The 23,582-nt window shown below is 65.8% G+C and carries 23 protein-coding genes and 1 pseudogene; 10 read left to right on the plus strand and 14 right to left on the minus strand.

All coding sequences use genetic code 11. From position 1 onward, the window contains the following. Nucleotides 1-22 precede the first annotated feature (22 nt). The 4 genes from AC1PZ7_RS22555 to AC1PZ7_RS22570 form a co-directional block, all read right to left on the minus strand. Nucleotides 23-1,386, minus strand: a protein-coding gene (locus AC1PZ7_RS22555; protein ID WP_482359592.1) for an IS3 family transposase whose coding sequence is annotated in 2 segments (ribosomal slippage) — nt 23-1,036 and nt 1,039-1,386 — 1,362 coding nt in all. Because the reading frame shifts where the segments join, the coding sequence is not laid out codon by codon here. 39 nt (nt 1,387-1,425) lie between these two features. Further along, a complete protein-coding gene (locus tag AC1PZ7_RS22560) occupies nt 1,426-1,788 on the minus strand; it encodes an ABC transporter permease subunit (protein WP_482357411.1) in 363 nt (120 codons plus the stop codon). Further along, a complete protein-coding gene (locus AC1PZ7_RS22565; RefSeq protein WP_482357412.1) occupies nt 1,788-2,462 on the minus strand; it encodes an amino acid ABC transporter permease in 675 nt (224 codons plus the stop codon). Before AC1PZ7_RS22565 ends, AC1PZ7_RS22560 begins: the two co-directional genes overlap by 1 nt. A gap of 90 nt (nt 2,463-2,552) precedes the next feature. Then, the gene (locus tag AC1PZ7_RS22570) at nt 2,553-3,362 is read right to left on the minus strand and encodes a transporter substrate-binding domain-containing protein (RefSeq protein WP_482357413.1); all 810 of its coding nucleotides are present in this window, start codon (nt 3,360-3,362) and stop codon (nt 2,553-2,555) included. A 209-nt stretch (nt 3,363-3,571) separates the two neighbouring features. Between AC1PZ7_RS22570 and AC1PZ7_RS22575 the strand changes: the two genes are divergently transcribed. From AC1PZ7_RS22575 to AC1PZ7_RS22585, 3 genes are read left to right on the plus strand one after another with little or no spacing between them, the layout of a single operon-like run. Beyond that, the gene (locus AC1PZ7_RS22575) at nt 3,572-4,498 is read left to right on the plus strand and encodes a dihydrodipicolinate synthase family protein (RefSeq protein WP_482357414.1); all 927 of its coding nucleotides are present in this window, start codon (nt 3,572-3,574) and stop codon (nt 4,496-4,498) included. Nucleotides 4,499-4,520: 22 nt separating this feature from the next. Then, entirely contained in the window at nt 4,521-4,943 is a 423-nt protein-coding gene (locus AC1PZ7_RS22580) for a DUF3830 family protein (protein WP_482357415.1), read from the plus strand. Nucleotides 4,944-4,958: 15 nt separating this feature from the next. Next, complete coding sequence (locus tag AC1PZ7_RS22585; protein ID WP_482357416.1) at nt 4,959-6,311, plus strand: NAD(P)/FAD-dependent oxidoreductase; 1,353 nt, start codon at nt 4,959-4,961, stop codon at nt 6,309-6,311. A 292-nt stretch (nt 6,312-6,603) separates the two neighbouring features. Here the strand turns inward: AC1PZ7_RS22585 and benD are convergent, their stop codons facing one another. From benD to pcaD, 6 genes are all read right to left on the minus strand, one after another. Continuing rightward, nucleotides 6,604-7,407, minus strand: coding sequence for a benzoate diol dehydrogenase BenD (gene benD, locus AC1PZ7_RS22590; RefSeq protein WP_482357417.1), 804 nt, complete (start codon nt 7,405-7,407; stop codon nt 6,604-6,606). A 231-nt stretch (nt 7,408-7,638) separates the two neighbouring features. Then, nucleotides 7,639-8,568, minus strand: a complete 930-nt coding sequence (locus tag AC1PZ7_RS22595; RefSeq protein ID WP_482357418.1) for a dioxygenase family protein — start codon at nt 8,566-8,568, stop codon at nt 7,639-7,641. A gap of 56 nt (nt 8,569-8,624) precedes the next feature. Further along, nucleotides 8,625-8,915 (minus strand): muconolactone Delta-isomerase, encoded by a 291-nt coding sequence (gene catC / locus AC1PZ7_RS22600; RefSeq protein ID WP_482357419.1) that lies wholly within the window; start codon nt 8,913-8,915, stop codon nt 8,625-8,627. Between the two features lie 2 nt (nt 8,916-8,917). Further along, nucleotides 8,918-10,090, minus strand: a complete 1,173-nt coding sequence (locus tag AC1PZ7_RS22605; RefSeq protein ID WP_482359709.1) for a muconate/chloromuconate family cycloisomerase — start codon at nt 10,088-10,090, stop codon at nt 8,918-8,920. A gap of 234 nt (nt 10,091-10,324) precedes the next feature. Continuing rightward, entirely contained in the window at nt 10,325-11,680 is a 1,356-nt protein-coding gene (locus AC1PZ7_RS22610; protein ID WP_482357420.1) for an MFS transporter, read from the minus strand. A gap of 18 nt (nt 11,681-11,698) precedes the next feature. Further along, nucleotides 11,699-12,496, minus strand: a complete 798-nt coding sequence (pcaD, locus tag AC1PZ7_RS22615; RefSeq protein WP_482357421.1) for a 3-oxoadipate enol-lactonase — start codon at nt 12,494-12,496, stop codon at nt 11,699-11,701. 389 nt (nt 12,497-12,885) lie between these two features. Here pcaD and AC1PZ7_RS22620 point away from each other — a divergent pair, with 389 nt between their 5' ends. Further along, nucleotides 12,886-13,770 (plus strand): LysR family transcriptional regulator, encoded by an 885-nt coding sequence (locus AC1PZ7_RS22620; RefSeq protein WP_482357422.1) that lies wholly within the window; start codon nt 12,886-12,888, stop codon nt 13,768-13,770. Between the two features lie 79 nt (nt 13,771-13,849). On the opposite strand, the gene pcaF is transcribed toward AC1PZ7_RS22620, so the two are convergent. From pcaF to AC1PZ7_RS22635, 3 genes are read right to left on the minus strand one after another with little or no spacing between them, the layout of a single operon-like run. Continuing rightward, the gene (gene pcaF, locus AC1PZ7_RS22625; protein WP_482357423.1) at nt 13,850-15,052 is read right to left on the minus strand and encodes a 3-oxoadipyl-CoA thiolase; all 1,203 of its coding nucleotides are present in this window, start codon (nt 15,050-15,052) and stop codon (nt 13,850-13,852) included. A gap of 9 nt (nt 15,053-15,061) precedes the next feature. Then, nucleotides 15,062-15,751 (minus strand): CoA transferase subunit B, encoded by a 690-nt coding sequence (locus tag AC1PZ7_RS22630; protein ID WP_482357424.1) that lies wholly within the window; start codon nt 15,749-15,751, stop codon nt 15,062-15,064. Further along, complete coding sequence (locus AC1PZ7_RS22635) at nt 15,748-16,455, minus strand: 3-oxoacid CoA-transferase subunit A (protein WP_482357425.1); 708 nt, start codon at nt 16,453-16,455, stop codon at nt 15,748-15,750. Before AC1PZ7_RS22635 ends, AC1PZ7_RS22630 begins: the two co-directional genes overlap by 4 nt. A gap of 172 nt (nt 16,456-16,627) precedes the next feature. Between AC1PZ7_RS22635 and AC1PZ7_RS22640 the strand changes: the two genes are divergently transcribed. Then, nucleotides 16,628-17,383, plus strand: a complete 756-nt coding sequence (locus AC1PZ7_RS22640) for an IclR family transcriptional regulator (RefSeq protein ID WP_482359710.1) — start codon at nt 16,628-16,630, stop codon at nt 17,381-17,383. 68 nt (nt 17,384-17,451) lie between these two features. On the opposite strand, the pseudogene AC1PZ7_RS22645 reads toward AC1PZ7_RS22640, so the two are convergent. Then, a pseudogene (locus AC1PZ7_RS22645) lies at nt 17,452-17,748 on the minus strand (acetamidase/formamidase family protein); the annotation flags it as partial. Here AC1PZ7_RS22645 and AC1PZ7_RS22650 point away from each other — a divergent pair. From AC1PZ7_RS22650 to AC1PZ7_RS22670, 5 genes are all read left to right on the plus strand, one after another. Then, nucleotides 17,711-18,034: a hypothetical protein gene (locus AC1PZ7_RS22650; protein WP_482359717.1), complete on the plus strand. Its 324-nt coding sequence runs from the start codon at nt 17,711-17,713 to the stop codon at nt 18,032-18,034. The pseudogene AC1PZ7_RS22645 and the gene AC1PZ7_RS22650 overlap by 38 nt on opposite strands. Before the next feature lie 350 nt (nt 18,035-18,384). Next, a complete protein-coding gene (locus AC1PZ7_RS22655; protein ID WP_482357426.1) occupies nt 18,385-20,154 on the plus strand; it encodes a thiamine pyrophosphate-binding protein in 1,770 nt (589 codons plus the stop codon). 7 nt (nt 20,155-20,161) lie between these two features. After that, nucleotides 20,162-20,527, plus strand: a complete 366-nt coding sequence (locus AC1PZ7_RS22660) for a hydroxyisourate hydrolase (protein WP_482357427.1) — start codon at nt 20,162-20,164, stop codon at nt 20,525-20,527. 99 nt (nt 20,528-20,626) lie between these two features. After that, nucleotides 20,627-21,400, plus strand: coding sequence for a GAP family protein (locus tag AC1PZ7_RS22665; protein WP_482357428.1), 774 nt, complete (start codon nt 20,627-20,629; stop codon nt 21,398-21,400). A 57-nt stretch (nt 21,401-21,457) separates the two neighbouring features. After that, complete coding sequence (locus AC1PZ7_RS22670; protein WP_482357429.1) at nt 21,458-23,581, plus strand: sensor histidine kinase; 2,124 nt, start codon at nt 21,458-21,460, stop codon at nt 23,579-23,581. Nucleotide 23,582: the final 1 nt, after the last annotated feature.

A 23,582-nucleotide genomic window follows, 5' to 3' on the forward strand; every position in this document is an offset into this window, starting at 1 on the left:
GGGCCTCGTCTGGGGGTTGATGTTAGGCGGCGAGCTTGCGGTGCTGCAAGCGCCGATGTTCGATGGTCTGTCGCTTGATCCTTTCACGCTGTTGGATGACCGCCGGAGCCCTTCCGAAGTAGGTGTCGGCGGGCGTCACATTGTTCAGGCTCTCGTGGTAACGCTGGTGATTGTAGTGTTCGACGAAGGCCTCGATCTGGGCCTCGAGATCGCCGGGCAGGAAGTAGTTTTCCAATAGGATGCGGTTCTTCAGGGTCTGATGCCAGCGTTCGATCTTGCCCTGGGTCTGGGGATGCATCGGGGCGCCGCGCACATGGCTCATTTTCCGGGCCTCAATGTATTCCGCAAGTTCGCCGGCGATGTAGCTGGGACCATTATCGCTGAGCAGCCTGGGCTTGTGCAGCACCGTGGCGCTGTCGCAGCCGGAAGCCGCCAGAGCCAGGTCCAGCGTGTCGGTCACGTCCTCGGCCCGCATGTTGGTGCACAGCTTCCAGGCGATGATGTAGCGCGAGAAGTCATCGAGGACGGTCGACAGGTACATCCAGCCCCACCCAATGATCTTGAAGTAGGTAAAATCAGTCTGCCACATCTCGTTCGGCCGGGTGGTCTTGGTGTGGAACTGATCGGCGGCCTTGATCACGACATAGGCCGGGCTGGTGATCAGATCCTGGGCCTTCAACAGGCGGTAAACCGCGGATTCTGACACGAAGTAGCGTTTCTCGTCGGTGAAGCGCACCGCCAGTTCGCGGGGGCTGAGGTCGGTCGCCTCCAGCGCCATCTCCACGATCTGATCCTGGATGTCGCGGCCGATCCGGTTCCACACCCGGCTCGGCGCCGATGGCCGATCCTCCAGCGCCTCCGGCCCGCCCTCAAGATAACGGTCATACCAGCGGTAGAACGTCCGACGGGCGACGCCCAACTGGTCGAGCGTGCGTTTGGCGGGCAGGTGCGACTGTTCCACGATCCGGATGATCTCGAGCTTTTCGGATGCGGGATACCTCATTCGTCGTCGCCCCCATCCGCAATCATGCTTTTTTTGAGCAACCGGTTTTCCAGCGTCAGGTCCGCCACGCATTCCTTCAAAGCACGGGTTTCGCGGCGCAGATCCTGGACCTCACCGGTGGTCGCCGCGCGGGCAGTATCGCCGGCCAGGCGGCGCTTCCCCGCTTCCATGAACTCCTTCGACCAAGTGTAGTACAGGCTCTGGGCGATGCCTTCCTTGCGGCACAGCTCCGCAATGCTGTCCTCGCCGCGCAGCCCATCGAGCACGATGCGGATTTTGTCCTCGGCCGAGAAATGGCGACGCGTCTGCCGCCGAATATCCTTCACAACACGCTCAGCAGGGGCCTTTGTCGGCGATTTTTTCAAGGAGGGTTGGGCCTTCATCTTCGTTCCTTCGTCACTACGACGAAGCCCCAACCCTCCTTAAATCACAACCTCAAATCTGTGCCATTGGTGCTGACGGCGGACAAGTGTCGTCGTCACCGCCGCCACCACGAACAGCGAGGTGTCGGCGAGGAACATCTGGAAGACGAAGAAGGCGAGCATCAGGGTGACGAGGAACGGCACCCGCCGGAAGATCTCGGTGAAGGTGAAGGCCAGCACCCGCAGCGGCGCGAGCAGCCATCCGCGCGTCGTGCGCGTCACCGCGACCAACAGTCCGAGCAGGCTTCCCATAATGACGCCGAGCGCGGAGAGGGCGAGCGTCGTCCCGGCCGCCTGCGCCAGGAAGAGCAAATTGTAATAGGTGGCGAATTCCGGCCATTCGGAGACGATCTGCGAGAACATCACGCGACCCTCGTACGCGCACGGAAGACATACCTGCCGAACAGGGCGAGCAGCGTCGAGGCAACCAGCGTGAGGACGACATAGATGCCGGCCGTGATCGTGAACACCTCGATGGAGCGGAAGGTCAGCGAGTTGACGTTCAACGCCTCGCCGGTCAGTTCCTCGACGCCGAACATCGACGCCATCGACGTGCCCAGCGTCATGAGGATGAAGTGGTTCGACAGCGGCGGGAAAAGCACTTGCGCGACATGCGGCAGGATCACGTAGCGGATCTGCTGCATGCGCGAGAAGCCGAGCACCTCGGCGGCCTCCAATTCGGAACGCCGCGCGCTTTCGAAGCCGGCCCGCTGGATCTCGGTGAGATAGGCGCCGGCATTGAGCGTCATGCCGAGCAGAACGGCATTGAACGAAGACAGCAGGATTCCGCTGTCCGGCAATGCGAAGTACAGGAAATAGATCTGCACGAGCTGCGGCGTGTTGATGAAGAACGTCACATAGACGCCAACAACAGCAACCGCCCAGCGGGGCCCGAAGCTCTTCACGGCGGCGCAGGCCGTGCCGATCAGCAGCCCCCCGCAGAAGGCGAGGACGGCGATCTGGATCGACAGAACCGCGCCTTCCAGAAGGCGCGGCAGATAGGGCCAGACCTGACCATATTGCAGGACGTAGCTCATTGCTGAACCTGGCTCATGCGTGGAACAACTCCGCAGGACGCAGATCCGGCCGGGGTCGCCCCCGGCCGGATCGAGCTCTGCTCCCGGGCTTCAGAAGTAAGGCGTGACCTGCACGGGGGCGATCATTTCCATGCCGAACCACTTCTTCCACAGCTCGTCCGTCTTGCCGCGACGGTGCATCTCGAAGATCGCGACATTGAGCCAGTCCTTGAGGCCGGTCGAGTTCTTCGCCACGCCGAGCGAGCAGTAGTAGATGTCGACGGGGGTCTCGACGATCTTCCACTTCGTGTCCTTGTGGCGGTCCATGTGCTCCTGCATGAAGTCCATGACGTCGATCATGGCCGTGCCACGGCCCTGGGCGAGCGCGCGCACCGCATCGGGATAGTTGTCGAGAAGGGTCAGCTTGGCGTTCGGCAGGTTTTCCTCGATGAACTTCACCGGCGTCGAGCCGCGCACCTGGACGAAGGTCACCTCCGGCGAGTTCATTTCCTTCCACTGCGTGAAGGGCTTGTCCTCGGTGGTGAGGATGCCGAGCACTTCCGTGTGGGCGGGAACGGTGAAGTCGATGACCTTGGCGCGCTCCGGGTTACGCGTCATGGCGCCCATCACGAAGTCGATCTTGCCGGAGGCGACGAAGGGGATGCGATCGGGCGAGCCGACCTGAACCACCTCGAGCTTCACGCCGAGCATCTTGGCGATATCGGTGGCGAAATCGACATCGAAGCCGACGATCTCGTTCTTCTCGTTGAACTTGCCGAGCGGAGGAAGGGTCGGGTTGACGCCGACACGAATGACGCCTGACGAGATCACCTCGTCCAGCGTACGCGCGGCGGCGGGCGCCACGGTCGCGGCAAATGCCGTGAGCGCGACGAGCCCGGAGAGGGCGAGTTTCTTCAGCATCGACATTCTCCTCGTGGAAAGGCCGCTTGACCGCTGCGGCGGCTGCTCGGCGGCTATTGCTTATTGGTCGACAATTTGTATACAAACTGCAGATATGTAAAGTGCAAAAAGTGAGCACATGGACGCCTGAAACCGCGCACGCAAGAAGCGTTGCCGCGTGTGCTAAGTCCGTCGTGACGCTTGATGCGACGCGGAGATTTGAGACGCTCATGGCGCAGTCATTCACGGATCGTCTGACCGGCATCCACGCAGCAACCATCGTCCCGATGCGAGACGATTTCTCGATCGACGAGGCCGCGTTCAAGGACCACATCGCGCGTATCGCAGCCGTGCGGGGCATTCAGGGCCTACTGCTGAACGGCCATGCCGGCGAGAATCTGGTGCTCTCGCGCGACGAGAAGGTTCGGATCGTCGAAATGGCGCGCGAGGTGGCGCCGGAGCTGCTCATCGTCTCCGGCGTGAACGACGAATCGAGCCTCGAAGCGGCGCGGGAGGGTGCGGCGCTCGAAGCGGCCGGTGCCCATGGCTTGCTGGTCTTTCCCCCCAATAGCTGGGCGCTCGGCCATGACGAGGACTGTGCCGTGCTGCACCACGAGGTGATCCGCGACGCCACGCGCGTTCCCCTGATGCTCTATGGCGCGCCCATCACCGCGGGAACGATGTCCTATTCAGGGAAACTCCTTTCGCGCCTCGCCCGCGAGCCGCGTATCGTCGCCATCAAGGAGGGAAGCTGGGAGGTCGCCGCCTATGAGGAGAATATGCGCCTCCTCCACGCACAGCGGCCCGACTTCGCGGTTCTGGGCTCTGGCGACGAGCATCTGCTCGCCTGCTATCTGATCGGTACGGTGGGCAGCCAGGTGTCGCTGGCGGCAGTCGTACCGCAGCTCATTGTCGATCTCTGGGAAGCAGCGCAGGCGCAGGACTGGATACGCGCGCGCCAGTTGCACGACCGGGTCTATCCGCTCGCCGTGGCGATCTACCGGGATGCGCCCGGCGGGCGGGCGACCGCGCGGCTGAAGACCTGCCTGAAGCTGCTCGGCCAGCTCGGCAACGACACGTTGCGCCCCCCGCAGTTCCCCTCGACTCCGCGCGAGACCGAGGCGCTGAAGCGCGCGCTCGATCATGCCCTCGCCTGATCACCCTTCAAAGAGGATCCCCATGACCTCCCTTCGCATCACCGCCGGCCCCTACGAGTTCGAGGCCCGGCTCGAGACCGAGGCCGCCCCGAAGACCTGCGAGCTGTTTCTTGGCCTGCTGCCCTACAGGCAGCGTATCATCCATGTGCGCTGGAGCGGTGAAGGCTGCTGGATCCCGCTCGGCGACACCGATTTCGGAATCGGCTTCGAGAACGCGACCAGCTTCCCGGCCCCCGGGCAGTTCATTCTCTATCCCGGCGGATTCAGCGAGACGGAACTCCTGCTCGCCTATGGCGGCGTGTGCTTCGCCAGCAAGATGGGCCAGCTCGCCGGCAACCATTTCCTCACCGTCACCAGGGGGCAGGAAAACTTGCCGGCCCTGGGCAAGAAGACACTGTGGGACGGCGCTCAGGACATTCTGTTCGAGCGGATCGACGGTAACTGATCGGGGTGCCTCGTCATGGCTGAAGCGGGGATGCGCGACGTCGTCATCATAGGCGGCGGGATCGGCGGATTGAGCGGCGCCTGGCGCCTGCGTCACCGCGACCTGCTGGTACTGGAATCGGGGAACCGTCCCGGCGGACGGCTGCGCTCGCAGAAGCGGGGCGATTACTGGCTGAACTTCGGCGCGCACCTTTTCGGCGAATCCACGTCGCCCTCCGGCGCGCTCGCCGACGAGCTCGGCCTCGACGCGCGGCTCATTCCGGGAGATCGGATGGGCATCGCCTTCAAGGGCAAGGTCGTGGCAGGCGGACGCTCCGAGAGCTTTCCGCTGCGCCTTCCGCTCGACCTTGGCTCTCGCCTGTCCTTTGTGAAGATGGGGCTCAAGCTGCGCTCCGGCGTGATGCGGCTGCTGGAGGTGCAGAAGGCGGTTCCCGGCGAGGCGACCGGCGCGCGCCGCGTACGTCAGCTCTCGTTCGAGAACGAGCGCACATTGGAGAGCTATGTCGGCGCCCTCACGCCCGACATCGCACTGATGCTGCGCACGATCACCGAGCGCACAGCGGCCGACCCTTCCGAGATGGCGGCAGGGTACGGCCTGACCTCGTTCGGGCAGGTCTGGTCGAAGCACTCCTTTGGCCGCAACCTGTTTGGCGGCTCGTCCGGCCTGGCGGAAGCGATCGCCGCCGCGCTTGGCGACCGGCTGCACCTGAACGCCGAGGTGATCTCCGTCGAGCAGAAGGGCGAGACGGTCGAAATCGCGTACCGCCAGGACGGCGAGGAGCGGGTCGTCCGCGCTCGGCACGCCATCGTCGCGACCCCGGCGACGGTGTCCGCGACCATCATGCGCGGGCTGCCCGCTGACACCGCCGACGCGCTGGGCAAGATCCGCTACGGCGCCTTCCTCTCGGCAGCCGTCCTCACCTCCGAGACCGGCCCGATGCCGTGGGACGCGAACTACGCCATCGCAACGCCCGGCCTGTCTTTCGGCGTCTTCTTCAATCAGGCGAGCACATTGCGCGTGGGTCCGCGAAGGCCCGGCGGCAGCCTGATGCTGTTTCGCGGCGCGCGGGGAGCGGCCGAACTGATGAAGCTCTCGGATGAGGAGATAGCCAGCCGGTTCAAGGCCGATCTGGAGAAGCTCTTCCCGCAGGCGCGCGGCATCGTCGAGGAGATCCTCGTCCAGCGCTGGCCGCTCGGCGCGCCGTACTCCTTTCCCGGCCGCGCGGCGCTGCAGCCGGCGCTGACGCGCGATCTCGGCAGGTTGCACCTTGCCGGCGACTATCTCGAATTCCCATGCATGGATGCGGCGATCGCGACGGCGGGGGAAGCGGCGACCGCCATCGAGGCCGCGCTCGCGCGCCCGGCGTAATGCGCCGCGCCGCGGGTCATGGCGCCATGCCGTCGCGCGCTGCGGCGGCGCGGCTCTGCTCTCGCGGCGGCATCGTCGAGCGTCTCGTAGACCATCATATGGACCGCCTCGACCTTGAGCGTTTTCATGACGCTCGCGGCTCTCGCGTCATCGTGCGGATTGCGCCGCCGACCCGTCGATCCGATGAGACCATGATCGGCGAGTGCTTGGCGATAGCGCCCGGCAGCGTCCCGCGATGCGCGTTCCGCGTTCCGTGTGATACCCACCGCCGGTAACGCGGTCCTTTCGAACCTCACCCTTGATCGCCTCCGCCCACCGGCACCACGGTTCCGTTGACATAGGACGCGTCGTCGGAGGCCAGAAACAGTATCACTGACGCGATTTCATGCAGTTCGCCATAGCGGCCCATATGCGACGATCGCACGGTCTGGTCGACGACGTCCTGCATCCAGGCTTTGTCGGCGTCGGTCAATGGATCCGTGCCGCGCGGAATTCGGCGCGTGGGCGCGCTCACTCCGCCGGACGCGACGGCATTGACCCGGATGTTCTTGCCGGCGAGCTCGAAGGCGAGCGAGGCCGTAAGCGCGTTCACTCCGCCCTTGGCGGCGGAATAGGGAATCCGGTTGATGCCCTTGGTCGCGATGGACGAGACATTGACGATCACGCCATGGCCCTGATCGAGCATGTACGGCAGGACCGTCCTGCATCCCCAGAGCGTCGGGAACAGGGAACGCTGGATCTCCGCGACGATCCTGTCCTCGTCGAACTCGACGAACGGGCGCATCCAGATGGCGCCGCCCACATTGGTCACCAGCACGTCGATCGTGCCGAATGCCTCCTTGGCGCGCGCCATGACCCGCTCGTTGCCGGAATAGAGTTCGAGATCTTCTTCGAGCGCGACGACATGCCCGGCCCCGCAGGCTGCGTCGATCTCTGCGGCGACCTCATGCACGATGGCCGAACGATCGACGATGACCAGGCGGGCGCCCTCGGCCGCAGCCTCGAGCGCGACCTGCTTGCCGATGCCTTGCGCCGCGCCGGTGACGACAAGGCACTTACCTTCGAAGCGCGGGCCGCGCGACGGCAGGCTGGACATTTCGTATCTCCCAGCTTGTTGAATCTGGAGCGCTTCGGCGCTTCCTGACGTCCAGAGACGGATTTACCAGTCAGGCCGATTCAACCTGACTGGATGCGGCTCCGGTTCGGACGGGGGTAGATCGTGCCGGCACGGACCGGACGTCGCGGGGGAACCCGCGGCGTCTCCGCTCGCCCGCGCGAACAGCCCTCGCGAGGCCATATCGACCCTTCACGGGCGCGAACAGGCCCCTCAGTCCACCATAACGTGATCGCGATGCACGACCGTTTGCGGCGCATCGGAGCGCTCCTTGGTCAGCACGACGTTGAAGGTCGTGCTGGCGAAGGGCTGGTTCAGCCCGACCTTGCGAATCTGCTCCGCATCCGTGATGTGGTCCAGCGTGACCACGAGCTCATCCCGGGTGCCGAAGGCGAAGTCCGTATAGAGGTACTTGTCGCCGGTGAAGTTGAACTGCGTCGTCAGTTGGCGATAGCCCGGCGCGGAGATGAAGTAGTGTACGTGCGCCGGCCGCTCGGCATGACGTCCGCACGCCGCCATGAGCTCGCGGGTGGCACTTTCCGGCGGGCAGCCATAGCCGTTTGGTACGATCGTCCGGGCGCGGTAGCGGCCCTCCCCGTCGGTTTCGATACGCCGACGCAGATTATAGGGCGCCTGCTCGCCGTCGATGAAGGAATAACCTCCCTTCGAATTGGCGTGCCAGATGTCGACGATGGCCCCCGGAATGGGCTTGCCGGCCTCGTCCGTCACCTGACCTTCAATGATGAAGATCTCGCCGGGATCCGTACCGTCGTCCATCCTCGCCTCGCCGGTGGACAGCGGCGCGCCGGGGACATAGAGCGGCCCCTCGATGGTGCGCATCGTGCCGCCGCCGAGTCCGGCCAGCCGTTCGGCCTCGTCGAGGCGCAGATCGAGAAAATGCTCGAGCGCGACGCCGGGAACGAGCAGGCCCAGTTCTCCGTTCTTCGCCGCCTTGCCGATGAAGGAAACGGCGGTCCAGAACTCGTCCATCGACACGTCGCATTCGTCGATCACCTGCATGATGCGGTACAGCAACTGCTCGACGACCACCTTGACGCGCGGGTTGCCGTTTTCAAGGCCAGTGCCGGACGCGCGCGCGGCGAGCTCTCGCATGTCTTCATCGGAGATCAGATTGGCAGGCATGGGATTTCCTCTTGCTATTGTTATCGTAGATATCAGCGGGTGATACGGAGCGCGCCTCAGCGATCGTCCTCGTGAATGGAAGACGGGTGGCGACAGAGTGGCGTCACCTTGATCTCCATGAAGGGGAAGAGCGGCAGCCCCGAGAGAATGTCGTGCAGGGCCTGGGTGGCGGGGACGTCGAAGATGCTGGTGTTGGCGTAGCGCCCGGCGTGGCGCCAGAGATGACGCCAGACACCCTGACGCTGCAGTTCCTGCGCCCGCGCCCTCTCCGCGCTCTTGAGCGCGTCGACCTGCTCGGCGGGCAAGTCGTGAGGAATGCGGACGTCCATTTCGACCTGAAAGAGCATCGTCAAGATCCCGTCTCGATGTGTTGAACCGTATGGAGCGAACGCGTCGCGCGATCACGGCGGAAGCGGTCGAGCTGCTCCTCGGACAGCGTTACGCCGAGCCCCGGCCCCGTCGGCACGCCGACGCCGAAGTCGGCGTAGTCCAGCGGCGTCTCCAGAATCTCCTCGGTCATCAGCAGTGGACCGAAGAGCTCGGTGCCCCATTCGATCTTGCCGAGCGTGGAGAAAAGGTGCGCCGAGGCGGTCGTGCCCACGCCGCCCTCGAGCATCGTCCCGCCGTACAGGCCGATACCCGCTGCCTCGGCGATCGCCGCCACCTTGGCGGCGGCGAACAGGCCGCCGGATTGCTCGATCTTCAGCGCGAACACGTCCGCGGCCGCGATCGAGGCGACCGCAAAGGCGGTTTCGAGGCCGTTCAGGGCCTCGTCGGCCATGATCGCCACCGAGGTCTCGCGCGCCAGCCGGGCAAGAGCGGGAAGGTTGCGCCGGGCGACCGGCTGCTCGACCAGATCGACGCCGGCGTCCGCGAGGGCTGGCAGCATTGCGGATGCGGTGGCTTCGGACCAGGCCTGGTTGATGTCGACGCGCACCGACGCCCGGTCGCCGAGCGCGCGCTTGATGGCGGCGACATGAGCCACGTTCGCCTTGGGATCACCCTTGCCGATCTTCAGCTTGAAGATGTTGTGACGTCGGCGCGCCAGCATCTCCTCGGCCTCGGCGATGTCCTGCTCGGTGTTGCCGCTGGCGAGCGTCCAGGCCACCGGCAGCCGGTCGTGCCGGCGCCCGCCCAGCAATTCGGAGATCGGCAGGTTCACGCGCTGGCCCATCGCGTCGAGCAGGGCCGTCTCGACCGCGCATTTCGCGAAGTCGTTGCCCTGGATGGACGCCGAAAGCGCAGCCATCGTCCTGGCAACGCGGGTCGGGTCGGAAGACAGCAGGATCGGGGCGAAATACTGGTCGATCGCGAGCTTCATACCCTCCGGACTCTCCGGCCCGTAGGCGAGGCCGCCAATGGTGGTCCCCTCCCCTATGCCGACCACGCCATCTGTCATATGGAGCCGCACGATCATCAGCGTCTGACGATTCATCGTCGTCATTGCCAGTTGATGCGCGCGAATGGTCGGCACATCGACCAGAAACGTCTCGACTACCCGAATTCGCGGACCGTCTGACATGGTTACGCTCCGTTTCCATTGCGACGCGCGACAGATCGGCGGCGCGCGTATGAGCGGACTACTTTGATCGTCATATGGTAACAATACCAACTAGATGTTGTTCGAGAGCATTAGTTGCGGGTTTCAGGTGTCTATATTGCCGTGCCCGGCTGCTTCATTTGATAAATTCGCCTGCCATTGCGCGTGCAACGCAGAGAGCCAGGGTCACCCGCATGGCTCTCTGCGTGGCGGCGGTCAGCGTGCGGCCGGGGCGGAGACGAGTTCGGGTTCCGCGGCGACCGCGCGCACCGTCATCGTCGCCAGCGCGGCGGCGGCCAGCGGAACGGCAAGGGCCATGAAGTATCCCGCAGGTCCGGCACCGCTCAGGAGCTGGCCGCCAATCGCCGAGCCGATGATCGCCCCGGAACGGCCGACACCTATGCCCCAGCCGGTGGCGGTGGCGCGGAGCTGCGTGGGGAAGACGTTGGCGATGAAATAGTTCAGCACGAGCTGCTGGCCACCTATGCCGAATCCCGCGAGCGCGATGAACGTGAAGACGAGGGGCCAGCGATCGCCGGAGAGGCCAAGTCCCAGGGCGACGGCGATGCCGACGGCGAACATGCCGATGAGCAGCTTGCGCGGATCGACCCTCGGCAGGAACGAAGACAGCGGCAGGGCCATGACGATGAACGCGGCATTGACGACGACCGTGCCGTACGCGGCCTGCGCCTTTTCGAGTCCGAGCGTCGTCAAAGCGGTCGGCAGCCACTGCAGGAGCAGGAACCAGGCGATCCAGTTGAAGAGATAGATCGCGGAGATCGCGATGGTGAGGTTGCGATAGCGCGGCTCGAACAGGCCGGCGATCGAACCGCCATGCCGCACCTTGGCAGGCGAAACGAGGCGGACATCGGCCGGAATCACGCGGCCGGTCATTTGCCGGAGCAGACGGCGGGCCTGATCCTGCCCGTCATTCGACTCGCGGGAGACGAGATACGCGGGCGATTCCGGCAGCAGGAAGTAAATGATGGCGATCAGTGCAAGCGGCAGGACGCCACCGAGCATGAAGATTCCGCGCCAGCCCAACAGCGGCAGCCAGCTTGCCGCGATGAGGGCACCGAGCATGGCGCCCGCAGGCAGGCCGAGCAGTACGCCCGTGATCATCATGCCGCGCTTGGAAGAGGTGCTGTATTCGCCCGCCAGCGCAAGAAGCGAAGGCGTCGCACCGCCCATGCCGAGGCCGATGAGAAACCGCAGCGCGATGATCTGCGTCGGCGACGTGGCGTAGGCGCCCATGATCGAGAAGACGCCGAACAGGAACACCGCGATCAGGATGGCCTTGCGGCGGCCGTAGCGGTCGCCGAAGCTGCCGAGGCCGATCGCGCCGATCGTCATGCCGATGATGCTGGCGGTGAGGACCCAGGTCATCTCGGCCGGCTTCATGCCGAATTCCTGCGCGATTGCAGGTCCGATGAAGGCGATCGACTGCGTGTCGAAGCCGTCGAGCAGCGCGATGACGAAGCAGAGCGCGACGACCGCCCAGCGGCGGCCCGTCATCGACCCGGCGTCGATGATCTCCTTGATGTCTTGCGTGACGGCAGATGAACCGGACATGCAACCCCCTTGAGTGTTTTATTTTGGGAACGAAACGGACAGGTCGTGCCGCAGCTCGGCGACGACGCGCTCGGCCTGTTCGATGGCGAGCAGATGCGCGGCGGGAGAGAGCTCGACGAGACGCGAGCCCCGCAAGCCGGCATGGAGAGCCTCGGCCATCTCGACGGGCGTGGCGGGATCCTCGCGGCCGGCGAGGATCGTGGCCGGCACGCTCACGTCGTTCAGGCGGGCACGGAAATCCATCCGCCCGATCGCTTCGCAGCAGGCCGCGTAGCCCTCGCGGCCGATGCCGGTGAACTCGGCCATCGCGGCGTCGACGATCGCGGGGGACGTCGCGCGGAACTGTGGCGTGAACCAGCGCTCGGCCGTTGCCGCCACGATCGCCTGCGTGCCCTCGCGCCGCACCAGCGCGGCGCGCGCCTCCCAGGCCTCCCGCGGCGGCATGAAGGCGGTCGTCGCCATGAGCGTCAGGCTCGCCAAGCGAGCCGGGTGACGCAGGGCGAAGGCCTGCCCGGTCATGCCACCGAGCGAAAGGCCGGCAAAATGCGCCCGCTGGATGTCGAGATGATCCAGCAGCGCCAGCACATCGTCCGCGAGATCCTCGATCTCGAAGGACGCCGCGCCGTGGCCGGAGCCGCCATGGCCGCGGGTGTCATAGCGCACGCACCGGTGATCGGCGGACAGTTCGTCGACGACCCTGTCCCACATCCGATGCGTGGTGCCGAGAGAATTCGAGAATATGACCGGGCGGCCGCCGCCCGGACCCGTCACGGAATAGAACAGCCGCGTACCCGACGATGTCTCGAAATACGGCATGCTCACGCCCTCGCGGGACGAAGATGCGCCGCGAGGATCGCCACGCGAGGGCGGGCGACCGCAAGCGCGCGCGCGGCGCGGGCCGAGCGGACGAGTGGCATGCCATCTCCGATTTTGGCTGTCGTGTTTTTATCTGGAGAGGGCCAGGACCCCTCCGTTCGAACGTTTCTTCCCGGACCGGAGACTAGAGGCGACGGCCTCGCGCGGACAGGACCGATTGGGTGTATATTCATGCCGTTTGGGTATAATTGAACTTTGCCCCCCATTGCGGAAGGCGGCATGAAGACTCCGCCGAGCCATGGATGTACCAGAAGCGGTCCGCTGCGTTTGAGGGGGAGCCTCTTCAGACGCCGCATTGATACCCGACAAGTATGCGTTGGCGAGCAGCAATGGATCTACGTCATCTCCGCTATTTCACGGCCGTCGCCAGCGAGGGCTCCTTCAGCCGCGCCGCGGAGAAGCTCAACATGGCGCAGCCCCCGCTCAGCCGGCAGGTGCAGCAATTGGAGGCCGAACTCGGCGTTCGGCTGCTCGATCGCCAGCGGCCTTTGCGCTTGACCGAGGCGGGCCGCTATCTGTTCGACCAGGGGCAGCAGGTGCTTCAGCGTGTCGAGGAGATGCGGGAGATGACGCGCCGCATCGGCATGCGCATGGTGTCACAGTTCAACATCGGGTTCGTTGCGTCGACGCTCTACGACACACTTCCCGAACTGATCCGCGATCTTCGGATCCTCTCGCCCGAGGTCGACGTCCAGCTTCTTGAAATGACGACGCTCGAGCAGATCGCGGCACTGAAGGACGGACGCATCGACGTCGGCTTCGGACGCCTGCGCTTCGAGGACGCGATGATCGTGCGTAAGGTGCTGCGCGAGGAGCCGCTTTGCGTCGCCATCGGAAGCGGCCATGAACGCCTGGCGCGGATGCCTCGCGTCAAAATCGCCGACGTCGCGGCAGAATCGTTGATCCTGTATCCGAAGTCTCCCCGCCCCAGCTACGCGGACCAGATCTTGTCATTCTATCGCGACGCGGGTTTGACGCCGCGCATCGGAATGGAGGCGCGAGACGTGCAGACCGCGCTCGGCCTCGTCGCATCCGGAGCCGGGATCTGCCTGGTCCCGGCCTCGATCCGCCGGCTGGGGCGCGACGACGTACATTTCCTCGATCTCGACGAGGCGTATTCAAGTCCGATCATTCTCAGCCATCGCAAGAGCGACGGATCGGCGATGCTTCTGCAGATACTCGAACTCGCGCAGCGGCTGGCCGCCCGCAAGTGAGCGGCTCGCGAACGAGGCGATGGAGGCCTGAGCGCCGCGGGGCGAGGGAGGCGCGACGACCGGCCCACGCCCTGCTGGCTCACACCCGCTCCAATGCGACGGCGATGCCCTGGCCGACACCCACGCACATGGTGGCGAGCGCGCGATGTCCGCCGATGTCGCCCAGTTCAATCGCCGCAGTGCCGACGATGCGAGCCCCGGACATGCCGAGCGGATGGCCGAGCGCGATGGCGCCGCCGTTCCGGTTCACCCGCTCGTCGTCATCCGCGAAGCCGAGATCGCGCAGCACGGCGAGCCCCTGGCTGGCGAAGGCCTCGTTCAGCTCGACCACATCGAAACGGGCGGGAGCGATGGCGAGCCGTTCGCAGAGCTTGCGGGTCGCCGGAATCGGGCCAATGCCCATTATGCGCGGGGGCACGCCCGCCGATGCCCCGCCGAGAATGCGGGCGATCGGCGTGAGCCCGTGCCGGCGGGCCGCCGTCTCGGACGCCACGATCAGCGCCGCCGCGCCGTCATTGACGCCGGAGGCGTTGCCGGCGGTGACGCTGCCGTCCGACCGGAACGGCGTCGGCAGCTTCGCCAGCGTCTCCAGCGTCGTGGCGCGGGGGTGCTCATCCTTCTCGACGATCACCGGATCGCCCCGGCGCTGCGGGATGGCGACGGGAACTATCTCCCTGGCCAGTCGACCGTTCGCCTGCGCGGCTGCCGCCTTCTGCTGGCTGCGCAGGGCGAAGGCATCCTGGTCCTGCCGCGATATCCGGTAGTCGGCAGCTACGTTCTCACCCGTCTCCGGCATGGAGTCGACGCCGTATTGCGCCTTCATCAGCGGATTGACGAAGCGCCAGCCGATCGTGCTGTCGTGGATCTCGCCGGCGCGCGAAAACGCACTCTCCGCCTTGGGCAGCACGAAGGGCGCGCGGCTCATGCTCTCGACACCGCCGGCGATGACAAGCTCGGCCTCGCCCGCGCGGATCGCCCGCGCGGCGGTGATCACCGCATCCATGCCCGACCCGCACAGCCGGTTGATCGTCGTGCCCGGCACGCCCACCGGCAGCCCGGCGAGCAGCGCCGACATGCGCGCGACGTTGCGGTTGTCCTCGCCGGCCTGGTTCGCGCAGCCGAAGATCACATCATCGACCGCCTCCCAGTCGAGCAAGGGGTGGCGGGCGAGCAGTGCCCTGAGCGGCACGGCACCGAGGTCGTCGGGGCGCACCATGGCGAGGGCGCCGCCGAAGCGGCCGATCGGGGTGCGCGCATAGGCGCAGATGAAAGCTTCGGCCATGATCGCTCCTCAGAGTTCCGTCGCCACGAGGTCGCCGACCGGGCCATCGACGTGCAGCGGCGCGCCGGTCATGGCCTGAAGGTCGTCGAAGGACAGAGACGGCAGCTTCTCGCGCAGCACGAAGCGCCCCTTCACGATGTCGATCACCGCATGGCTGGTGTAGACGCGGGTGATGCAGGCGACGCCCGTAAGCGGGAAGCTGCACTGCTCGACGAGCTTCGGCTCGCCGGTCCTGGTCATGTGCTCGGTGATGACGAAGACCTGCTTGGCGCCGTGGACGAGGTCCATGGCCCCGCCCACCGCCGGCACGCCCTTGCTGCCGACGCGCCAGTTGGCGAGGTCGCCATTCTGGGACACCTGGTAGGCGCCGAGGATCGCAACGTCGAGATGGCCGCCGCGCACCATGGCGAAGCTGTCGGCATGATGGAAGAAGGCGGCGCCCGGCTTCAGCGTCACGGCCTTCTTGCCGGCATTGATGAGGTCCCAGTCTTCTTCGCCGGGTGCGGGGGGCTCGCCGAAGTTCAGAATGCCGTTCTCGGTATGGAAGACCGCCTCGCGTCCGGGCGGCTGGTAGCTCGCGACCATTTCCGGAAAGCCGATGCCGAGATTCACATAGGCGCCGTCGGCGATGTCCTGCGCGGCACGCCAGGCGATCTGCGCGTTGGACAGTCTGGTATCGAGATGGAGATCCGTGGTCATGGGTACGCCGCTCCGGCCCGGACGAGCTCTTCTTCCTGTTGGGGATTGCCGATCTCGATCAACCGGCTGACGAAAATGCCGGGGGTGACCACCGCTTCGGGGTCGATGTCGCCGGCCGGCACGATCTTCGAGACCTGCACGATGGTGGTGGCCGCCGCCATGCACATCAGCGGCCCGAAATTGCGCGCCGCCTTGTTGTAGGTGAGGTTGCCCAGCGGATCGCCCAGATGCGCCTTCACCAGCGCGAAGTCGGCCTTCAGCCAGCGTTCCTGTACATAGGGGCGACCGTCGAACTCGGCCGACGGCTTGCCTTCGGCGAGCTCGGTGCCGTAGGCGGTCGGCGTATAGAAGGCCGGGATGCCGGCCCCGCCGGCGCGGATGCGCTCGGCGAGCGTGCCCTGCGGCACCAGTTCGAGCGCGATCTCTCCCGCCAGATAGCGCTCGGTGAAGGCGCGCGGATCGGATGAGCGCGGGAAGGAGCAGATCATCCTGTCGACCATGCCCGCGTCGATCATCGCCGCGAGGCCGATCCGCCCGGTGCCCGCATTGTTGTTGATGACCGTGAGGTTGCGCGGCCGCCGGTCGATCAGCGCGTGAATGAGCTCGATCGGCGCGCCCGATCCGCCGAAGCCGCCGATCATCACGCTCGCGCCATCGCCGATCCCGGCAACCGCGTCCGCGAGGTCGCTGACCGTCTTGTCCATCTGCACCTCCCGCCAGCGCCCGCTTTGACGTGGAGCGCGTATTCGCGAGCGAGGGATAGAGACGGTCGCGACCGGCCGCAATAATTTTGTACGTTATTTGATCTTTGTTCATATATCGTACAAAACGATCCTATGCCCGCTGTCGAGAGGAGAGAGGCCGATGGAGCCCGCGATAAAGGAAACCGATTTTGTCGGCGGGTTCGCCAAGGGCCTGAAGGTCATTGAAGCCTTCGACATGGCAAAGCCGAAGCTGACCATCACCGACGTCGCCCGGCTCACCGGTCTCGACCGGGCGACGGCGCGGCGCTGCCTGCTCACCCTCGCCGCACTCGGCTACGCCGACTATGATGGCAAGTTCTTCAGCCTCACCCCGCGCATCTTGCGCCTTGGCCATGCCTATCTGGTGGCGACGCCGCTACCATCCCTGCTGCAGCCGCATCTCGACCGACTGTCGGAGACGGTCGGCCAGAGCGCCTCGGCGAGCGTGCTCGACGACGGCGACATCGTCTACATCGCCCGGGCCGCGCAGAAGAGGGTGATGTCGATAAGCCTGGTGCCGGGCTCGCGCCTTCCGGCCTGGTGCGCCTCGATGGGCCGCGTGCAACTCGCCGCACTGCCGGAAGAGGCGATGCGGCGCCACCTCGCCGCCGCCCGCATCGACGCGTTTACTCCCTTCACCCGCACCAATCCCGAGGCGCTGGCCGAGGAGATCGGCCGAGTGCGGGCGCAGGGCTATGCGGTGGTCGACCAGGAGCTGGAGATCGGCCTGTGCTCCATCGCCGTCCCGGTGCTCGACACCGCCGGCCGGGTGGTGGCGGCGATCAATATCGGCGCCTCCTCCTCCCAGGTGCCGGCGGCCGAGCTTGTCGCGCGGTTCCTGCCCGCGCTTCGCGCCGCGCAGGCGGAGATCCGCCCGCTGCTGCGCTGATCGGAGAGCGCCTCCGGCGCCCGAAAACAGGAATGCGAGCCGGCCCACGCCAGATCATAGCAGCGGCTCGGCAGCATCATGTGGATGCCCTTGTTGCCGTCGACGAGCTGCGTAACGCGAAGATTGCCGGCCAGCGAGCAGAGCATGCAGGCTTGGTTGTGCGAGAGACTGGTGCGCTCGCACAGATGCTTCACCATCTCGCGCGTCGCCCGCTTGGCGGCATCGTCAAGGCCCTCGTCCAGCCCGATCGAGATGAGGTAGGCCGCGCTTGCGGCGAAGGGCCCGTCGAGTTCCATGTCCTTGCGCCCGGCTAGGCGGAAGGTGCCGGTGACGCCGGTTTCCAGCGCGGTGATGCAGACCATTCCAGGAAACCGCGGGGCAAGGAACGGCAATACCGTTCGGCGCCGCGATCGCTCCGGCAAGCCCTTCCTCGCACAGGCACGCAGAGCCGGGTTCAGCGCAAGCTTGGCAAGCTTCGAGCGTCCGTACGCCGTGCTCGGGACTGGAGACAATCCCGGTGGCGAGCGCATCGCCGTCGGCGCCCGTGTCATTGGCAAGCAGGCCAGGGGCGGCGACGGCGAACAACACGCCCATGCGAAGCGCAGTAAATGCAGAATTCGCCACCAAAAAGCATCATCTCATATATGCTGACATGCGATACTACAAAATAATAAACTGTCATATATAATTGTGCAGTAAATTATAATGAACAATTACATTAAATAACATATATATGTAATATAGATGTTATTATAACAACAAATAATAACATTGTTGACACCAATATTTGTTGAATTATAGCATGCGCGCTACCTGATGCACCGTTCCTTGACGTCTCGACATGAGCAGCAAATTGCAGCGCATGTTTTTGATTGCCAGCTCGCGAGTGCTGGTGCGTGGCGACAAATCTCCGCCCGCCTTCAGCCTCTTCACCGGGGTGCAGACAGAGCGCTGTTCGGACGGAGCCTTCAGTGCCCAGGCAGACAATACGAGTGGAGCAGATGACAGAGAAAATCCGTGGCGGAAAAATTCTGGCGCGTGCCCTGAAGGACAAGGGCATCGATCATGTCTTCACCCTGTCGGGAGGGTTCTGCAACGCGGCCCTCGAAGGGCTGATGGAGTGCGGTATCGACGTGGTCAACACGCCTCATGAACAGGTGGCGGGCTTTCTGGCGGACGGATACACGCGGCTGACCCGCAAGCCGGCCGTATGCTTCGTGGGCCCGGAGGGCTTCGCCAATGCCGTGGGCTCGATGATCGAGGCCTGGGGGGCGCGCTCGCCGGTCATCTACATCACCGCCTCCAGCACGCTGCGCCGCAAGGGGGCCGGCGGCTTCAAGGAACTCGACGACGTGGCCATCGCCGCGCCGCTCACCAAGTACAGTGTCGGCGTCACGGACGGCCTGCGCCTGCGTGAGACCATCGACCGGGCGTATCAGATCGCCATCGGCGGCTATCCCGGCGCGGTGCACATCTCCGTGCCCGTGGACATCATGTATGCGTCCTATCCCGAGGATGCCGGCATGGATGAGCGCCCGCTCGACTGGACGGCGAAGCCCGCGCCGCGCGCCTGGCCCGATCCGTCCGCGCTCCAGCCCATCCTCGACCTCCTCGCCGGCGCCAGGAAGCCGCTCTTCCTCACGGGCTACGGCGTGTGGTGGTCGAGGAACGAAGGCAAGCTCGACGAGGTGAGTGCCGCGCTCTCCATTCCCGTCCTGAACATGTCGGAGCATCAGAAAGCGCTCGGCCAGAGTGCGCCGGCCTATCTCGGCCTGACGGACCCGCACCAGAACCCGCCGGGCGGCACCGCCATCCAGGAGGCGGACGTCATCGTGGCGCTGGGCTGCGTGCTCGACAACACGCTGGAATTCGGCAATCCGCCGGTCTTCCCCCGGAACACGCCCCTCATCTGCGTCAACGGGTCCGACGAGGAACTGCAGTTCAATCACGGCGCCGACCGCCAGCTTCTGAGCGATCCCGGCGCCTTCCTCGATGCCGTCATGGCCCTCAAGGCCGACGGCAAATGGACCCTTGGCCCCGACTGGCTCGCCCTCAACCAGCAGCGCCGCCGGGCCTGGGCCGAGGAGACCGAGGCCAAGCTCGGCGAGGCGGACGACGTGCTCGCCGCCGGCGCGGGGCGTGAGCGCCGGGGCGGCGAGGCAGTCGGCAAGATCCATCCGCTGCACCTGTCCTTCGAGATCCAGAAGGTGCTCGGTGAAAAGGACTGGCTCGTCTATGACGGCGGCAACACCCACTTCTGGGCCGAGATCGGCGTGAATGCGGCCGGCGCCAAGGGCCAGAAGCTGGCCGGCATCCTGAATGTGGCGAGCTACAGCATGCTCGGCGTGGGCGTGCCGTGGGGCATCGCCGCCAAGCGCCTGCATCCCGACGCCAGGGTCGTGGTCATCAGCGGCGACGGCGCCTTCATGGCCGGTGGCATGTCCATCGAAGTGGCCTTCGAGGAGAAGGTGCCCGTGGTGGTGGTGGTGGACAACAATATGGGGCTCGACTGCATCTCCGAGCAGCAGGAGCGTATCTTCCCCAATGGCATCCATTTCGCCACCGATTTCAGGAACATCCCCTTCGACAAGATGATCGAGGGGCTCGGCGGCCATGGCGAGCTGGTAACCGAGCTGGCCGAGATCGGTCCGGCGGTGGAGCGGGCACTGGCCAGCGGCAAGCCGGCCGTCGTGAACGTCATGACCAAGGGCGTCATCACGCCCGTGATCGAGGACGTCACCATGCGTCGCGACAGCGCCAGCATCGAGTGAGGCGATCATGGCTCTGATTTCCGGCCATTGCCTGAACTCGGTGTTCGGAACCAACGCAGCCGGGCTCCGGCTGCGTCTTTCGAAACCGGGCGGCGCACCCGGGGCGGCGCCCGTGTTCGAGGCGGCCACCGGCCCCGACGGACGCTTCAAGCAGACCGTGGCACCCGCCACGGTCGATCCCGAGGCGGTCTACGAGATCATCTACGACACGGGTGCGCAGCTTGCGGCCGACCCCGTCGCAAGACTGGGCGGCTCCATCCTGCCGGAGAGCGTGGTGCGCTTCCGCATGCCCGATCCGGGCGCGCACTACCACTTCTCCATGGCTTTCACGCCGGGCAGCTTCACCGTGCTGGCGGTTGTGCTGAAGGCCTGAGCGACGGCCGCCTCATCGCCTCCGCAGCCTGCTCCCTCCTCCAGCGTGCCCGGAACCCGCCAGCCCAATGGGTGGCGGCGCGTCGATCGGAGGCGACCTGTGAATCTGGATCCAACCTTCGTGCACGGCATCACCGTGCTGAGCTCCCTCGGCCTTGCCGGCCTGATGAGTCCGGAACTGCTGGTGCTTGGCTTGTTCCTGGCAGGAGACCAGTGCGGTCCGCGCCTGAAGACCGCCGCCTTCAGCGCGGGAACGGTTCTGGGCCTGCTCGCCGCCATGGCGGCTGGCTTCCTCCTCGCGCCGCTCGATCTCCATCATACGCCGCACCCCTCCTGGCACGGCTTCTTCCTGCGCGTGGTGCTGGGCCTGGCGCTGATCGCGGTGGGGATCAGCCGCATCGGCCAGACGCGCAAGACGCGCCCGCCGGGCGCCGGTGCGGGACCGGGACCGGAGGAGGATGAGGAGATCCCGGCCTTTCTTCTCAAGCTTCTGCCCATTGGCGGACGAGCGGAGCGCATGTCGGCGCCGCGCGCCATCGGCATCAGCGGGCTCGTCGGCATTCTCATCGGCGCCGTCAGCCCCAAGAGGCTGCCCATCTGCATGGCGGCGGGCCACCTGCTGACCACCTTCCCCTCCCTGACCGGGCGGGTCATCGGCGCAGCGGTCTTCATGGCCCTCGCTTTGATCCCGAGCCTCCTGCCGCTGGCATTGGTGCTGGTGCGCCCGCAGGCGGCGGCGCTCGCCCGCCGGGCCGTGGAACGGATGGCGGCGCGTTACGGCTTCTGGCTGCTGGCCGGGCTCCTGATCCTTCTGGGCCTCCATCTTCTCTATGCGAGCCTGGCGCTCCTGCCGGTTTCCGCCGCCGCGCAATAGGCCGCGTCCTCTCGCCGACGACGACCGAGGGACGGAAGACGTGCGGCAATTGTGACGATGCGGCCGACTGCACCGCGCATCCGGAATTCGCGTTACAAAGCAGCGGGCAAGGACCTTAGAGGGACCGGGATGATCGGGCGCGAATGTCGAGGCGTGGCCTTTTGGTTCGTGCTGCTTCTCATCGTCCTGAGCCCCGGCAGCCTCCGGTCCGCCGCTGAGACCGCTCGGCTGGAACTCAGCGATCGCGCGACGTCCTTTTCGCTCGATGGCCATCTGTCGGCCTTTCACGATACTTCCGGCCAGATGGACCTGGCGGCCGTCGAGGCCGCAGGGGCGCGCGGCGCCTTCAAGCGGGTGGACGGCACCTTCAATCCGGGCGTGGATAATTCTGGTACGTGGTGGCTGCGTTTCGCCCTGCGCGCAACGCAGCAGACCACCGACGAATGGTGGCTTTCCATCATCGCTCATCCCCTCACAGCGATGGTGGACGCCTACGTGCCCCAGCGCGGGCAGGACGGGCGGATCCGTCATGTGTGGAGCGTCTCGGGAACGGATGTGCCGGTCGCCGAACGCGCGCTGCCGGTGCCCGCCTTCGTCTTCCGCATGTCGCTGGAGCCCGACCGCGACGAGGTGATCTATGTGCGGATGGCCGGCACCCGCCACATCCGGGCGCAAGTGAGCGTCTACCGGCTGCGCGCGCTGGTCGGCCGCATCATGTCCACGACCATCCTGCTGTCGATGATGCTTGGCGCCGGGGGCTTTCTGGGGCTCACCGCGGTGGTGATGGGCTCCTGGCTGCACGAGCGCAGGCTGGTGCTGCTCGGCATCAACACGGTCTTCATGACTGCTTTGCAGATGATGATCAACGGCCTCGCCTTGCCCGTCACCGCGGATTTGTCGACGCGCGCCATCGAGATCATTCACAGCCTGATCGTCTACATGACGGCGCTCAGCCTGGGGCTCACCATCATGGAGGTGTTCCGCGGCTTCCGTGCCATGCCGCGGATCCGGCGCTTCATGCAGGGGTTCCTGGTCTTCTGCGCGATCGGCCTCGTGCTCGCCCCCCTCGGCTTCCACCAGCGGCTGCTGCCGGTCCTGCTTGTGCTCGCCATCGCCTTCTCCCTGATGACCATGTTCGCTTCCTTTCGCTGGATGAAGGCGGGCGAGCCATCGGCCGTGTGGTACCTGATCGGCCTGTCCGCCAATGGGGTCCTGCTCACGGCCTATGCGGGGCGCGTGCTGGGCTTCCTGCCCTTGACCACGATCAGCGCCTGGGTCTTTCCGACCCTGGTCCTGGTGCAGATCGTTGGCATAGCGATCGGAATCACGGTGATGATGCAGACCAGCCTGCGGACCCGGCAGGCCCTGGAGCAGCAGCTCCTGGCCACCTCCCGGCGCAACGAGCGCGTGCTGGAAGAGGCGGTGAACGAACGCACCTCCGCCCTGAGGGAAGAGAACGAAGCGCGCCGGCAGGCGGAAGCCGCCCTGCGCCAGGCCCTGCGCGAGCAGCGCAATCTTCTTTCCATGGTGAGCCACGAATTCCGCACGCCGCTCGCCATCATCGGCGCGGCGGTGGAGGTCGTCCGCAGCGGCGGCAAGAACCTCGCCGCCCTGGAGGAGCGCGAACTGGGCAAGATCGGCCGGGCCGCGCGCCGCCTGACCGCCCTCATCGACACCTTCCTCGCGGAGGAATGGCTCAACCGCGCGCAGCTCCAGCTTCAGCCGCGGCAGGTGGACCTGCGCACCCTTCTCGTCGAGACGGCGCGCGACAGCGGCACGGAAGCGGAGCGCGCCGTCGTCATCGAAGGGCCGCCGACGCTGCCGGCGATCGTCGATCCGATGCTGATGAGGGTGGCGGTGGGCAACCTCGTCAGCAATGCGCTGAAGTACAGCACCGGGCCCATCACCCTGACCCTTGGCGCCTGTGCCGATGCCGGCGCCATCGAGATCCGCGTCGCCGACCAGGGGGCCGGCATCGACCTTGAGGAGCGCGAAGCCGTCTTCGAGCGCTATTATCGCTCGTCATCCCATGCCGCGCTGCCGGGGGCCGGCCTCGGCCTGTTCATCGTGCGGCAGGTGGCAGGGCTTCACGGCGGCACCGTGCGGGTGGAGGATGGACCGGCCGGCGGAAGCATCTTCATCATCACCTTGCCCGACCGCCTCAAGGCGGATGCGGCGTGAT

Source organism: Ancylobacter sp. TW_SC_1 (assembly GCF_056836805.1).

Coding starts and splice junctions, on each gene's coding strand:
- AC1PZ7_RS22560 (WP_482357411.1), bottom strand. CDS start 1,788: ATGTTCTCGCAGATCGTCTCCGAATGGCCGGAATTCGCCACCTATTAC.
- AC1PZ7_RS22565 (WP_482357412.1), bottom strand. CDS start 2,462: ATGAGCTACGTCCTGCAATATGGTCAGGTCTGGCCCTATCTGCCGCGC.
- AC1PZ7_RS22570 (WP_482357413.1), bottom strand. CDS start 3,362: ATGCTGAAGAAACTCGCCCTCTCCGGGCTCGTCGCGCTCACGGCATTT.
- AC1PZ7_RS22575 (WP_482357414.1), top strand. CDS start 3,572: ATGGCGCAGTCATTCACGGATCGTCTGACCGGCATCCACGCAGCAACC.
- AC1PZ7_RS22580 (WP_482357415.1), top strand. CDS start 4,521: ATGACCTCCCTTCGCATCACCGCCGGCCCCTACGAGTTCGAGGCCCGG.
- AC1PZ7_RS22585 (WP_482357416.1), top strand. CDS start 4,959: ATGGCTGAAGCGGGGATGCGCGACGTCGTCATCATAGGCGGCGGGATC.
- benD (WP_482357417.1), bottom strand. CDS start 7,407: ATGTCCAGCCTGCCGTCGCGCGGCCCGCGCTTCGAAGGTAAGTGCCTT.
- AC1PZ7_RS22595 (WP_482357418.1), bottom strand. CDS start 8,568: ATGCCTGCCAATCTGATCTCCGATGAAGACATGCGAGAGCTCGCCGCG.
- catC (WP_482357419.1), bottom strand. CDS start 8,915: ATGCTCTTTCAGGTCGAAATGGACGTCCGCATTCCTCACGACTTGCCC.
- AC1PZ7_RS22605 (WP_482359709.1), bottom strand. CDS start 10,090: ATGTCAGACGGTCCGCGAATTCGGGTAGTCGAGACGTTTCTGGTCGAT.
- AC1PZ7_RS22610 (WP_482357420.1), bottom strand. CDS start 11,680: ATGTCCGGTTCATCTGCCGTCACGCAAGACATCAAGGAGATCATCGAC.
- pcaD (WP_482357421.1), bottom strand. CDS start 12,496: ATGCCGTATTTCGAGACATCGTCGGGTACGCGGCTGTTCTATTCCGTG.
- AC1PZ7_RS22620 (WP_482357422.1), top strand. CDS start 12,886: ATGGATCTACGTCATCTCCGCTATTTCACGGCCGTCGCCAGCGAGGGC.
- pcaF (WP_482357423.1), bottom strand. CDS start 15,052: ATGGCCGAAGCTTTCATCTGCGCCTATGCGCGCACCCCGATCGGCCGC.
- AC1PZ7_RS22630 (WP_482357424.1), bottom strand. CDS start 15,751: ATGACCACGGATCTCCATCTCGATACCAGACTGTCCAACGCGCAGATC.
- AC1PZ7_RS22635 (WP_482357425.1), bottom strand. CDS start 16,455: ATGGACAAGACGGTCAGCGACCTCGCGGACGCGGTTGCCGGGATCGGC.
- AC1PZ7_RS22655 (WP_482357426.1), top strand. CDS start 18,385: ATGACAGAGAAAATCCGTGGCGGAAAAATTCTGGCGCGTGCCCTGAAG.
- AC1PZ7_RS22660 (WP_482357427.1), top strand. CDS start 20,162: ATGGCTCTGATTTCCGGCCATTGCCTGAACTCGGTGTTCGGAACCAAC.
- AC1PZ7_RS22670 (WP_482357429.1), top strand. CDS start 21,458: ATGCGGCCGACTGCACCGCGCATCCGGAATTCGCGTTACAAAGCAGCG.